Consider the following 13143-nt stretch of genomic DNA (forward strand, 5'->3'; position numbering starts at 1 on the left):
GATTCGCCCGCCAAACAGGTTTCGCAGAATTAGGCACCACCGCAGGTTTCGGCGAATGACGATCGTGGAACACCTCCCCGAACGGCGATGGTCGGTCGGGGTGCCGGTGTCCGGAGGTGGGTTGCGTTCCGGGCACCACATTGTCGACCTCGCGTCACGCCGAGCACCGGGAGGCCTCGTGGAAGAGTTCTTGACCACAACGAGTTCCGAAGCAGGCACGCAGACCTCGTCGTATCCGGACGAGGCCGAGGGATTGGACAGCTTCCGGCGCGACCTCGACGCCATCGACGCTCTACTTCTCGAGACGGTGCGGCAACGGCTGGAACTCTGCCTACGCATCGGCGAGTGGAAGCGCTCCCGCGAGGTTCCGATGATGCAACCCGGCCGCGTCCGCCTCGTGCAGGAGCGGGCGCGTGAATTCGCCCGTAGACACGACCTCTCCCCCGACTTCTTCAACGCCCTGTACGAGCTGATGATTGCCGAGACCTGTCGACTCGAAGACCTGGTGATCAACGCACCTGTTGAGGAGGAGGACACTGTTCGGGAATCCGTCGGACCGAGATCAGGATCATCGACATGAGTTCCCGCACCCTTCTGGTGGACAATTACGACTCGTTCACCTACAACCTGTTCACCCTGTTGACCGAGGTCAACGGGGTTGTGCCGACCGTGGTCCGCAACGACGCGGATTGGGATTCCATCGATCTCGCGTCATACGACAACGTGGTCATCTCCCCAGGTCCCGGCCGGCCGGATCGCGACCGTGATTTCGGAATCAGCCGCCGTTTCATCGAAGAAGCGCCTCTCCCACTTCTCGGTGTCTGTCTCGGCCACCAGGGCCTGTGCGAGTTGTTCGGCGCGGACGTGGTGGTTGCGCCCGTACCGATGCACGGCCGAATTTCGCTGATCGATCACGACGGCTCGGGCATCTTTGCCGGACTTCCGTCGCCGTTCCGAGCTGTTCGCTACCACTCGTTGACCGTCGAGAATCTGCCGAACGCCTTCGTTCGTACCGCGTGGACGTCCGACGGTCTGCTCATGGGTGTCCGGCACCGGACCAAGCCGATGTGGGGCGTTCAGTTCCATCCGGAGTCCATCAGTACCGAGTTCGGCATAGATTTGCTCGCGAACTTCCGCGATCTGTCCGTCGGACGCACTCTGGATTCGGTGATCCGACCCGAACCGACTTCGCAAACACCCGACCTGCGGCCGGCGATCAACTACGACGTCGACGACGTGACTCTCGATTTTGCAGTGGACCCGTCTGCGGCCTATGCAGCACTGTTCGCCGACGGCCCGAACGCGTTCTGGCTGGACCGCGCGGCAACCGCAGAGCCGAGTGCGCGCTTTTCGATACTCGGCGATTCGTCGGGGCCGCTGGCCGAGTTCGTCACGTACGACGTGCAAGCCGAGGTACTGACTGTCAGCCGAAAAGGCTTGTCCGACGAGCACATTCGAGTTCCGTTCTTCGATTACTTGGACGCACAACTCGCGACGCGCTTCGTGCCCTCGCATCCGGAACTCGACTTCAACCTCGGCTACGTGGGCTACCTCGGCTACGAACTGAAAGCACAGACCGGAGGAAGGGCAGTCCATCCGGCGCCCACTCCTGATGCCGCTCTGGTGTTTGCCGATCGCGCCGTCGTCATCGATCACACCGCGGGCCGCACTCACGTTTTGAGGTTGCGCGAGAAAGTCCGGGACGCCGGCTATGACGATTGGCTCGAATCGACCGTCGACACCTTGGCGCGGATCGGCGCGGACCTTCCGGAACGCACCCCGGTTCCGCTGATCAGCGACACCGTCTGGACGCAGGCTCGCCTTCGGCATGATCGCGATCAGTACCTGTCGTTGATCGGAACGGCCCTCTCGGAGATCCGGGCAGGTGAGTCCTACGAGGTGTGTCTGACCAACATGGCGAGCGTCGACGAGACGATCGATGCACAGCAGGCGTTCGAGTATCTGCGCTCGATCAATCCGACGCCGTACAGCGCACTTCTCGACTTCACCGGCATCTCGGTGGTCTCGGCCTCGCCTGAGCGGTTCCTTCGTGTCGACTCGGACGGCAACGTCGAGTCCAAGCCGATCAAAGGGACCCGCCCGCGCGGCGTCACCCGAGCGCGTGACGCTGCCCTACGGCAGGACCTGCTCGACAGCGAGAAGGACCGCGCCGAGAACCTGATGATCGTGGACCTCACTCGCAACGACCTCACCAAGGTCTGCGTTCCGGGAAGTGTCCACGTTCCGAGGCTGTTCGCGATCGAGTCGTACTCGTCCGTTCACCAAATGGTGTCGACGGTGCGTGGACATCTGAGTCCGGGGTCGTCCGCGGTGGACTGCGTCCGTGCCGCGTTCCCCGGCGGATCGATGACCGGCGCCCCGAAAGTACGGACGATGGAGATCATCGACCGCCTCGAATCCGGCCCACGCGGGGTCTACTCGGGATCGATCGGGTACTTCGCCCTCGGTGGCGCCGCAGACCTCTCGATCGTGATCCGGTCGCTGGTCTGCACCGAGAGCGGCGTGACCTTCGGAATCGGTGGTGCCATTACAGCGTTGTCCGACCCGGAAGAAGAATTCGACGAGACCACGGTCAAGGCGTCCACTCTGCTCCGTGCACTCGATGCGGTGTCCTCGCGGGTCCTCGAATACGGCGGGTAGATCCAGCCATGACGCCGGCATCAGGCACCGCGACGGTTGTCGGCGGCCTGGGTGCCGTCGGATCCATGTTCGTCGAACTGCTTCGCGCCGGGGGGTCGACGGTCACCGTCGTCGACCCAGCAGGCAGCGATCCTGACGGAGATGTAGTCGTCGGAGACATCACGAAACCCAGTGACCGGGTTCTCGCACACGTGGAGTCCTCGAGCGTCATCGTGCTCGCGGTTCCCGAACAGGTCGCTCTAGCCGCACTACCGAGCCTTCGAACATTCGGTGCTCTCGTTGTGGACACACTGTCGGTCAAATCGCGGATGGACGCAGCAATCGCCGACGCCGGCCGAGAAGGGGAGTTCCTCGGACTCAACCCCATGTTCCGTCCGTCGCTCGGACCGCGCGGTCGGGCCGTCATCGCAGTGCCGTACGTCGACGGTCCGCAGTCCGCCAGATTCCTCGACGTCGTGCGCTCGTGGGGAGCGTCGGTCGCGGTGATGGACGCCGATCGTCACGACCGGTTGGCCGCGGCTACCCAGGTTCTGACACACGCGTCGGTGCTGGCTTTCGGCGTCGCCCTGGCCGAACTCGGAGTTTCCGCGGACGAACTCCTCGCGGTCGCCCCTCCCCCACATCGGACCTTGCTTGCGCTCCTGGCGCGTGTGGCCGGCGGCGAACCGGAGGTGTACTGGGACGTGCAAGCGGGCAATCCGTATGCAGGTGCGACACGAAAAGCACTGTTCGATGCCACCGCACAGGTGGACAGGGCGGCCGAGTCCCTCGGCGACTTCACGACGCTGATGAAAACCGCCGACGCAGCGCTCGACAATCGCTCAGGCGAATTGAACGCGGAGTGCCAGAGCTTGTTCGATCGCATTGCCGAAGGGCACAGAGAGATTGCCGAAGGGCACAGAGAGTAGGGCACGATGAGACCTGGAGTGAGTCCGCCCAGCCTCCCGGAGTACGACGCCTCGGATCCGGTCGAGAGTGCAATCGTCAGTCGGCTTGCGAGCAATTGGGCGCGCCGGGCAACCGTGAAGAAGGCGGAGCCGGAACTGGACGATCTCTTCGATTCGTCGTTGTCCGACTACCCCGAAGCACTTCTCCCGTTCGCGGAGCATCCGACCTACCTGGCATTGAGTCCCGAGCAGAAGCAACGCCTGCAAGCCTGGGCATGGATCGCGTTCAACAAGAACGTCATGGACATCGAGAAGTACGTCGTCAATCCCGGCTTCGACGTTCTCGCCGAAGACCGACTCGGCGTCGGACTCGGAGATTGGGCTGCAGTGGCCGTCAATCAGGCGATGGTCGACGAGCAATATCACACGCTCATGCACTTCAATGCCAGTTCAGCGACCCGTCGAGGCAGGGGCTGGGGGCTGCCGGCGAAGGCACTGCCAGACGTCCTGACGGTCCGCACGCGGGCGCAAGCCCTCGACGCAGCCGAGGGGCCTCGCAAGATCGCCCTGACACAGTTGGCGTTCATGACCGTCGCCGAGGTGTCGATCACCGCTTACCTCGACCTGATCTCGGATGACCCGGGCGTGCAGTCGATAAACCGCGCGACGATCCGGTTGCACGCTCGCGACGAGTACTGCCACGCCTCGATTGCCGGGGAACTGGCCGAGTCGGTCTGCAGCACGCTCGATGACGAGGAACTTCGAATCTTCGCGGATTCCGCATGCACTGCGATGCGCTCGTTCGCCTCGAACGACTACGGTGCGTGGCGGTCGATACTCGCGATGGAGGGCATCGGGTCCGGAGACAAGATGATCGACAACCTCGAGCATTCCACGGGTTCGGAGTTGCTGGTACAAGACTTCAGTGGACTACGTACGTTGTTCGACAGGCTCGGCGTGCCCGATCGGATCGATTTCACATGACCGCCCATTTCAGTGTGGGTGAGGACACATCACCGCCTCGCGGTCACCTGTTCCTGGGTGTTTCTCGAGGTTATCGATCAGCACTCCTTGCATGTTGCGGTCCGCGACGGATCGCTCCGGTAACATCCCTAGCTAGTAACTAGATACTCAGTAATGAAGGCAACAGAGCCCCGCGGGGATCGCGTGCCCGTCCAATCCCACGCAAACAGCGGAGTGTTGATGCCCTATTCCACGGACGCAGCGGTTCTGGTGGAAGGCGTCCACAAGTCATTCAAGGACGTCCACGCCCTTCAAGGCGTGAGTTTCAGCGCACCTCGAGGTTCTGTTCTCGGAATCCTCGGGCCGAACGGCGCCGGCAAGACCACGACGGTGAAAGTCTTGTCCACCCTGATCACTCCGGACAGTGGTCGCGCGGTCGTCGCAGGCCATGACGTCGTTCGCAATGCGCCGGAAGTTCGTCGGTCGATCATGATGACGGGTCAGTTCGCGGCGCTGGACGAGACGCTCTCGGGACGAGAGAACATCGAAATGTTCGCGCGATTGATGGGCCTCGACAAGGCTGCGGCCCGTCAGCGTGCCGTGGAGTTGTTGGAACAGTTCGACCTCCTCGAAGCCTCCAGCCGCGCAGTCCGGCACTACTCCGGCGGTATGCGCCGTCGTATCGACATCGCATGTGGCCTCGTGGTCCGTCCAGAAGTCGTTTTCCTGGACGAACCGACCACGGGGCTCGATCCACGCAGCCGCCAAAGCGTGTGGGCACTGGTTCAGACGCTGAAGTCCCAAGGAATCACCGTGCTGCTGACCACGCAATACCTCGAAGAGGCCGATCTTCTGAGTGACAACATCATCGTCATCGACAAAGGCACCGTGATCGCCGAAGGCACTGCAGATCAGCTGAAGGCGCGCACCGGAAGCAGCTTCTGCGAGATCGTTCCGGTCGACCCGCGCCAACTCGGCCAAGCCGTGCACGCGTTGGGCAATCTCGTCCCCCGAGATTTCAGATTCGATCTTGCGCTCGAAGCGCAGCAGATCGCCATCCCGGCACCGAGAGGGGCAGCCACGTTGTCCGAGGCACTGAGACGTCTCGACTACGCCGGTATCCAGCTCGCCGACATCGCCCTCCGTCGCCCGTCTCTCGACGACGTCTTCCTCTCGCTGACCGGCCAGCCCCAGGGGCGTGGCGATCAATGACAGCCACAACCAAGAGCTACGACTCGGTGAAGGTTCGTCAGACGGAGATCGACAAGCTGATCGGCGCTACCACTCCGAAGGTCGGGCGGCACCGTCGCCCGCAGCCATCGGGAATCAACCAGTGGTGGGTACTGACGTCACGATTCGTCAGGCGAATGATCCGCCATCACGAGTTGACCGTCGCGATCGTAGCGCCGCTCATCTTCACGTTGGGATTTTACCTTCCGCTGAAGTTCGTGATGTCGATGCAAGGAATCGATTACGCCCAGTTCTTGATGCCGATCATCGTCCTTCAAGCCATGGCATTCACGGCGATCTCTGCTGCGCAACTCGCATCGACCGAGTCGATCACAGGATTCAGCACACGAATGCAGACCATGCCGGTCGTCGGTCCTGTTCCTCTCCTTGCCCGAATGTCGAGCGCGGTCGTTCGTTCGTTGGTTTCGCTCGCAGCTGCCTTGGTCTACGGCTACGTCATCGGCTTTCGATTCAACGCGGGTCTCGAGCAAGCTTTCATGTTCTGCGCGCTCGCGATGTCCTTCGCCATCGCGTTCGCCTTTGCCGGTGATGCCATCGGATCGATGTCGAAGAGCCCTGCTGCTACCAGCCAGATCCTGACTCTCCCCCAGCTCATACTCGGAATGCTCTCGTGCGGGTTTGTGCCCGAGACCGGGTTTCCGGAGTGGATTCGCCCCTTCGTCCGCAATCAACCTGTATCTCAATATTCGTACGCCATGCGTGATCTGGCTCAGGGTTCCGCTACTTGGGACGTGCTGTTTCCCGCCATTGCGTGGACCGTGGGTCTCCTTGCGGTCTGTGTCCCATGGGCCTACTGGGCAAGCTTGAGGCGGAAATGACCGACTTCGTGAACGGACCTACCCCACCACCGACGTCGCCGGCGATAACCTTGCCGGTCGTCGATTCCCCTTACGCCGAAAACTCGGCGAAAGCGCTGTGGTCGCACAGCCTGATACAAGCGAAACGCTTGCTGATGAACTGGGCTCGCGACCCTTCGACAACAATTCAGGCGCTGATCTATCCAGCTCTGACTCTCCTGATGTTCCGTGTCGTGCTCGGAAACTCCATTTCCAACGCCACGGGTCAGCCGAGCATCTACGGCACAGTTCCGATGATCATCCTCGTCGGAGCGATGTTCGGATCCATCGTCAGCGCTGTCGGACTTCGAAGCGAGAAAGAATCTGGTCTGTTGGGAAGATTCTGGACGCTGCCGGCTCACCGAGCGTCCGGACTTGTCGGACGAATGATTGCCGAAGCCACCAGAGTTCTTGCGACCTCGATCGTCATTCTCATCGTTGGTTTCGCCCTCGGATTCCGCTTCAATCAAGGTCCGCTCCCGGCGATTGCGGTGCTGGTCATCCCGGTCATTTTCGGAATCGGTTTCGCGATGATGGTCACTGCGCTCGCCACGGTCTCCGATACGTTGCCTCTGGTCGAACTGGTATCGATCGGCTGCACTCTTCTGATGTTCTTCAATTCCGGATTTGTCCCGGTCATGGCCTACCCGAAGTGGCTTCAGCCCGTGGTCGCCGAGCAACCGATGTCCGTGGCAATCGACGCGATGAGAGGCTTCGCGATGGGCGGCGAAGTCCTGGAACCGACGATCAAGACTCTTGCCTGGTCCTTCGGCATGATGGCGGTGTTCATCTACCCCGCGATCCGTGGTTATAGAAAAGCCGCAGCATCCGGCTAGTAGTCCTCATGCAGGCGTAGCTGCAGCCGAATGCAACCGGATGCAAGAAAAGACCCGCGGGGACAAATCCCTGCGGGTCTTTTTCTTTGCTGCCCGAACGGTGCCGGCTCGCGTCAGCAGGGCAGCGGATGCGTGTCCGTGTATGACGGATCGAGCGCCGCGAGAATCAGGGCGACCGCACGCGGGGCCGACGTCAATTCCTGATGAGTGACCTTCACATCCTCACAACCTTCCTGAACCCACACGTTGTCGACGGTGGCGCCGGGACCGGCGTTGAGGAACGTCGCTTCGGGCGGAGTCGACACTTCGTCACCGCGGCTTGCAAGCACCGCATAGTTGACACCCGCATCGGTGTCTCCGCCGGCGTTCAGTGCCTGCAAGAACGCCGATCCGATCATCTGTTGGAAGAAGGACGGCCCCACAGCAGTCAGTGCGAGGTCCGACATCGGCAGACCGAACGCTTCGGCGATCGCACTCAGTGTTTGTTTACCGCCGAAGGACGAACCGTGGTTCGTTGCACCGAGCGTGACCAATGTGTGGACCTTGTTCTTCGACGGGTCCCAATGGTCGGCTCCCCCGGCAAACCGCAAGTACTGCCGCGTCAGTGTGCCGCCGAGCGAGTGACCCACGATATCGACCTGTGCTGCACCGGTAGAGGCACGAACGTCATCGACGAACCGCGCCAGTTCCAACGCCGACTTCGGGATGTCGTCTCCGCCGACCAACCCGAGGGCGTTTCCGCCGAGCAGACTTCCCGTCCGTCCGTATTCCAACGCAAAAACGCAGTACCCTTCGGCCGCCAGTTGGGGTGACAATGTGGTCCACGTTGTCACCGGGTCAGACCAGGTTCCGTGGACGAGGACGACTGGCCGAGGATGCTTCTCTGACGGTTTGCAGTCCCAATCGTTCGCTCCGGGTAATACGAATGACGTGTCGGCTTCGTCTGGGGATTGAGCATTTCCGATTGCCGGAATGCTCACGATGGTCACGAGACTCACCATCATCACCGAAACAAGACCTGCGACCAGCTTCGCAGAGTTCTTCAACAACGATCCAATCCTTTACGGGTGTATCCCGCGACCCACTCTGGATCGCTCATACCAGCCTCGGCCATCCAGTCGGAACTGAACAGCGTGATCGAGACCTGATTGTGTCACAGTGGCGTCCTCGGCTTCCGCTGACCGCCAGTAGGTAGGCGGCATTTCACAGACGCTTCTTCCGGTCTTCACTACGAATTCGAGTCGCCGCTCCGAAAGTGCTGATCGAGAATCGGGCCCATGACGGTCAGCGCCTCGGCCGACGTCATCTGCCCATGTTCCACCGGGACTACGTGATTTTCGATCTCGCCGAGTGAAAATGGACTCCACAGTCCCGCAGCATCCGAGAAATCGGGATGATCCACTCCGGCGCTGAAGAAGGTGACCGGACCGGACACTACCGCCGGGGCATGACTGTTGATCATCTGAGGCGACGTGGTTGCCGCAGTGAACACGCGCTGCAAAGTCTCGACTGTCAGGCCCACCTGTTCCCCGTCCAGCGCGCTCAGCAACGCCTGCGCTTGTGCCGGCGACACTGTGGTCACGTCGTCGCCGAGGCCGAGATCCAAGCCTGTTGCGGCGAGTTCACTGCGGAACTCACGTTCGAAAGTCTCGACGCTCACACGCGGCACGCTGTCGAGCAGAATCAGCGAGCGAACTGCGTGACCGCGTGATTCCAGCTCGACGGCGACGGCGTGGGCGAGCACGCCGCCCAGCGACCAACCGAGAAGGTCGTATGGCCCCTGACCCTGAACAAGTGAAATCCGGTCCACAAAGATCTTTGCGAGTTCGTCGATCGACGTCGGAATGAAATCAGCCTGGCTCAAGGACGGACTCTGCAATCCGTAGATCGCGATCGATGGATCGAGATACTGAGTCAATCCGGTGTAGCACCACGAAAGACCACTCATCGGGTGCAGACAGAAGACGACGCGCGCTGCCGATTCGACGGTGCGGATCGGCAGCAGGACCTCCAGTGCAGACGATCCCGGAGCACCGGTACCGCGACTCTCCTCATCGATGCGTTGAGCAAAGTCCTCGACGCTCGACGAACCGAACAGCCAGACGACGGGAACCGTGTGACCCACCCGGTCCGCCATTCTCGACGTCACCCGAGTGGCAAGCAGTGAACTTCCTCCTAGTTCGAAGAAGTCGTCGTCGAGGCCAACTGCTTCGATACCGAGAACGTCGCTGAAGGCCTCGGCCACAACCACTTCCGTCGGTGTTGCCGGCGCCCTGAATGCCTTCGGCGCAAAGTACGGTGCGGGCAGAGCACCGATGTCGGTCTTACCTGCAGGCGTCCGCGGAATGTCATCGACCACGACCACTGCGTCAGGCACCATGTACCGGGTCAGGAAGTTCGACGAATACGCGATGACGGCTTCGCCGTCGAGGATTTCGCCGGCCTCCGGTACGACGTGTGCGACAAGCAATTGACCGAGTCGGTCATCTGCATACACCGAAGCCACGACGCGAGAGACACCTGGACATGACAACAAGCACGCCTCGATCTCACCGAGTTCGACACGGAATCCTCGGATCTTGATCTGTTGATCATTGCGGCCGAGGTACTCGATGGCGCCGGTGGCCGAGACGCGGACAATGTCTCCCGTGCGGTACATCCTCGAGCCTGCCGGACCATACGGGTTCGCCACAAAGGTCGATGCTGTGAGCCCGAACCGCCCGAAGTAGCCGCGTGCCAGTGCGGCGCCCGAAAGGTAGAGTTCCCCGGACACACCGACAGGCACCGGATGGAACCGTGCATCCAAGATAAACGCGGCCGTGCCTATCAACGGAGTTCCGATCGGGGCAGTTTCTCCAGGTACCAGCGCACCGCTCATGGTTGCAATCACCGTCGACTCGGTGGGCCCGTACATATTGACGAACTTCCGTCGAGCCCCCCACTGCGAGACCAGTTCGGGGGCCACTCTCTCACCGCCCGCGCCGATCACGGCGAGATCGTCCAGGCCGGCGGGGTTCATCGTCGCCAGCGCTGCGGGAGTGATGAATGCGTGCGTCACACGTTCGCGACGCAGCAGATCGGACAACTCCTCACCGCCGAGAATCGTCGCGGGGGCCACGACCATCGTCGATCCGATCGAAAACGCCATCAGAGCCTCCAGCATCGACGCATCGAAGCTCGGGGAAGCAAAATGCAGTGTCTTCGACCGGCTCGTCACCTCCAATCCGTCGACCAGTCCGTCCGCCAGATTTTTCAGTCCATTGTGGGTGACGGCGACACCCTTCGGCAGACCAGTGGATCCCGACGTATAGATGACCCAGGCCAAGTCATCGAACAAGAGCGGGCGGACCAGTTCGCTGTCCCGAATCGGTTCACCGCTACCTTCATCGGTCTTTTTGTCATCCAGGGAAATCCAGTCGACACCCGGAGGAAGCGCTACTCGGACGGCATCTGTCGTCAACCCTGCCGTCACACCGGAGTCCTTGATCATGTGACGGATTCGGTCGCGCGGATAGCCAGGATCGATCGGGACGAACGCGGCTCCGGATTTGGCGACTGCCCACAACGAGACGATTGATTCGATGGAACGCGGGACCGCAATCGCGACGAGATCTCCCGGGCCGATCCCCTCACCAATCAGTACTCGGCCCAATCTCGACGACCAGCCGTCCAATTCTTCGTAGGTGAGATCCACCCCGTCGCACGTGATCGCCACCGACTTCGCATGCTCAGTAGCGGCCGCGACGAAGATATCCGACAGTGTGTAGCGCTGTCGGTCTACGAGCCCCTCACCGGCGAGGAGGGTTTCAGACTCGTCCGTCGTCAATATATCGACGTCGCCGACCGACACAGACGGATCCTGTGTCACGACATCGAGGACCCTCGACAGACGCTGCGCAAACTCTTGAATCGTTGCTTCACGGAAAAGGTCTGTTGCGTAAGTGAACTGCATCGACAAACCTGCAGCGCTTCCATCTTCCGCGACCGATTCCACAACCGTCACCTGAAGATCGAATTTGGCGATACCTGGGTCGAAGTCGACGGCAGCCATTGTCAAGCTGGGTAGCTCGAAGGCGTTACGCCCCAAGTTCTGGAACGAGAGTGCCACTTGAAACAGCGGAGTGAACGCTTGCGAACGCGGTGGATTCAGAACCTCCACCAACCGCTCGAACGGAACGTCGGCATTCCCGAAAGCACTCAGGTCGGCTTCTCTTGTGTCGTCCAGCAATTCACCGAACGACTTCGAGCCGTCAACCTTGGTCCGAAGCACGAGCGTGTTGACGAACATTCCGATCAGGTCGTCCAGCGACCGCTCGCCTCGACCGGCGACCGGGGTACCGATTACGATGTCGGTCGTGCTGGTCATTCGAGCCAGGACAACGGCCAGAGCCGCGTGTACGACCATGAACAGCGACGAATTGTGCTTCGCTGCCAAGGCATTGAGATTTTCGTGAATCTCGGCGGCTATCTCGATACCGGTTTCTGCCCCACGATTCGAAGCAATGCTCGGCCGAGGATGGTCCGAGGGCAAGCGCAATTGGTCGGGGGCATCGCGCAATGTCTCGGTCCAGAATTCCAGCTGACGCGAAATGACCGACGCCGAATCGTCTTCCGATCCGAGCGCCTCACGCTGCCAGAGTGCGTAGTCCGCGTACTGGATCGGAAGCGGCTCCCATGTCGGAATCTCGCCACGCGAGCGCGACTCATACGCAACCATGACGTCTCGCGTCAACGGGCCCATCGAGAAACCGTCGGCAGCGATGTGATGAACCACCACTACCAGAACATGACTCGTTTCCGAGATCGTGAATACCTTGGCGCGGAAAGGAATCTCGATTCCCACGTCGAACCCTCGCGATGCAAGGGCCTCGACCTCTTCCATGATCTGCGATTCGGGAACCGAAGTCGAGATGAGAGCTGCACCCGCCTCCGACACCGACATCACGTGTTGATGTCCGACTCCATCGTGATCGGGATATACGGTCCGCAATATCTCATGGCGAGCCACAACGTCGACGACTGCGGCCTTCAGTGCGTCGATTTCGAGCGAACCCGTAAGTCGAATGGCAATCGGGATGTTGTTGACCGCCGATTCGACGTCGAACTTGTTGAGGAACCACATCCTCTGTTGCGCGAGCGACAGTGGAATCAGTTCAGGACGCGTCCGCGGACCCAACGGCACCCGGCCACCGATACCGACTTCACTCGAAAGGCGCGCAGCCAGCGCCTCGACCGTGCTTGCCTCGAACAGAACACGCACCGGCACAACCGAATCGAGCGCTTCACCCAAACGTGCCACAATGCGCGTCGCTACGAGAGAGTTTCCACCCAATTCGAAAAAGTCGTCGTCGAGTCCGACTCTGGACACACCGAGCACTTCAGCGAAGACACCGGCCACCGAGAACTCGACAGGCGACTCGGGCGCGCGATAGACCCGCGCAGAAAACTCGGGGTCCGGCAGTGCACGCAAATCGATCTTTCCGGAGCGGGTGAGCGGGATTTCATTCAGCACGACAATCGCGTCGGGAACCATGTAATCAGCCAGCACGGCGCGGGCCGAATCTCGGACAGAATCCGAGTCTACTGTCGAGCCGGCCTCCGCCACTACGTAACCGACAATCTTCTGACCGAGAATAGGAATGGAGCACACTTTGACGACTGCACGGGCGACACCCGCACACCCGACCAACGCGGATTCGATCTCACCCA

At 61.1% G+C, this 13143-nt stretch carries 9 protein-coding genes; 7 read left to right on the forward strand and 2 right to left on the reverse strand.

All coding sequences use genetic code 11. The features are described from left to right. Positions 1–55 precede the first annotated feature (55 nt). From H7C86_RS16190 to H7C86_RS16220, 7 genes are all read left to right on the forward strand, one after another. The gene (locus tag H7C86_RS16190) at positions 56–580 is read left to right on the forward strand and encodes a chorismate mutase family protein (protein WP_019747551.1); all 525 of its coding nucleotides are present in this window, start codon (positions 56–58) and stop codon (positions 578–580) included. Continuing rightward, positions 577–2661, forward strand: coding sequence for an aminodeoxychorismate synthase component I (gene pabB, locus H7C86_RS16195; RefSeq protein ID WP_182261819.1), 2085 nt, complete (start codon positions 577–579; stop codon positions 2659–2661). The genes H7C86_RS16190 and pabB overlap by 4 nt, the downstream gene beginning before the upstream one ends. Before the next feature lie 8 nt (positions 2662–2669). Continuing rightward, entirely contained in the window at positions 2670–3569 is a 900-nt protein-coding gene (locus H7C86_RS16200) for a prephenate dehydrogenase dimerization domain-containing protein (RefSeq protein WP_182261820.1), read from the forward strand. Between the two features lie 6 nt (positions 3570–3575). Beyond that, positions 3576–4532 carry a diiron oxygenase gene (locus H7C86_RS16205; protein ID WP_182261821.1) on the forward strand — a complete coding sequence of 319 codons (957 nt, stop codon included), beginning with the start codon at positions 3576–3578 and terminating at the stop codon, positions 4530–4532. A gap of 219 nt (positions 4533–4751) precedes the next feature. After that, a complete protein-coding gene (locus tag H7C86_RS16210; RefSeq protein WP_042951295.1) occupies positions 4752–5723 on the forward strand; it encodes an ATP-binding cassette domain-containing protein in 972 nt (323 codons plus the stop codon). Then, entirely contained in the window at positions 5720–6580 is an 861-nt protein-coding gene (locus H7C86_RS16215; protein WP_042951282.1) for an ABC transporter permease, read from the forward strand. Before H7C86_RS16210 ends, H7C86_RS16215 begins: the two co-directional genes overlap by 4 nt. Then, positions 6577–7434 (forward strand): ABC transporter permease, encoded by an 858-nt coding sequence (locus H7C86_RS16220; protein ID WP_099697410.1) that lies wholly within the window; start codon positions 6577–6579, stop codon positions 7432–7434. Before H7C86_RS16215 ends, H7C86_RS16220 begins: the two co-directional genes overlap by 4 nt. Before the next feature lie 113 nt (positions 7435–7547). On the opposite strand, the gene H7C86_RS16225 is transcribed toward H7C86_RS16220, so the two are convergent. Further along, positions 7548–8483 (reverse strand): triacylglycerol lipase, encoded by a 936-nt coding sequence (locus tag H7C86_RS16225; protein WP_225989419.1) that lies wholly within the window; start codon positions 8481–8483, stop codon positions 7548–7550. A 179-nt stretch (positions 8484–8662) separates the two neighbouring features. Then, positions 8663–13135: a non-ribosomal peptide synthetase gene (locus H7C86_RS16230; protein ID WP_259349211.1), complete on the reverse strand. Its 4473-nt coding sequence runs from the start codon at positions 13133–13135 to the stop codon at positions 8663–8665. Between the last annotated feature and the right edge of the window lie 8 nt (positions 13136–13143).

This window comes from Rhodococcus sp. UFZ-B548 (genome assembly GCF_903819475.1).
Taxonomy (GTDB): Bacteria; Actinomycetota; Actinomycetes; order Mycobacteriales; family Mycobacteriaceae; genus Rhodococcus_F; species Rhodococcus_F erythropolis.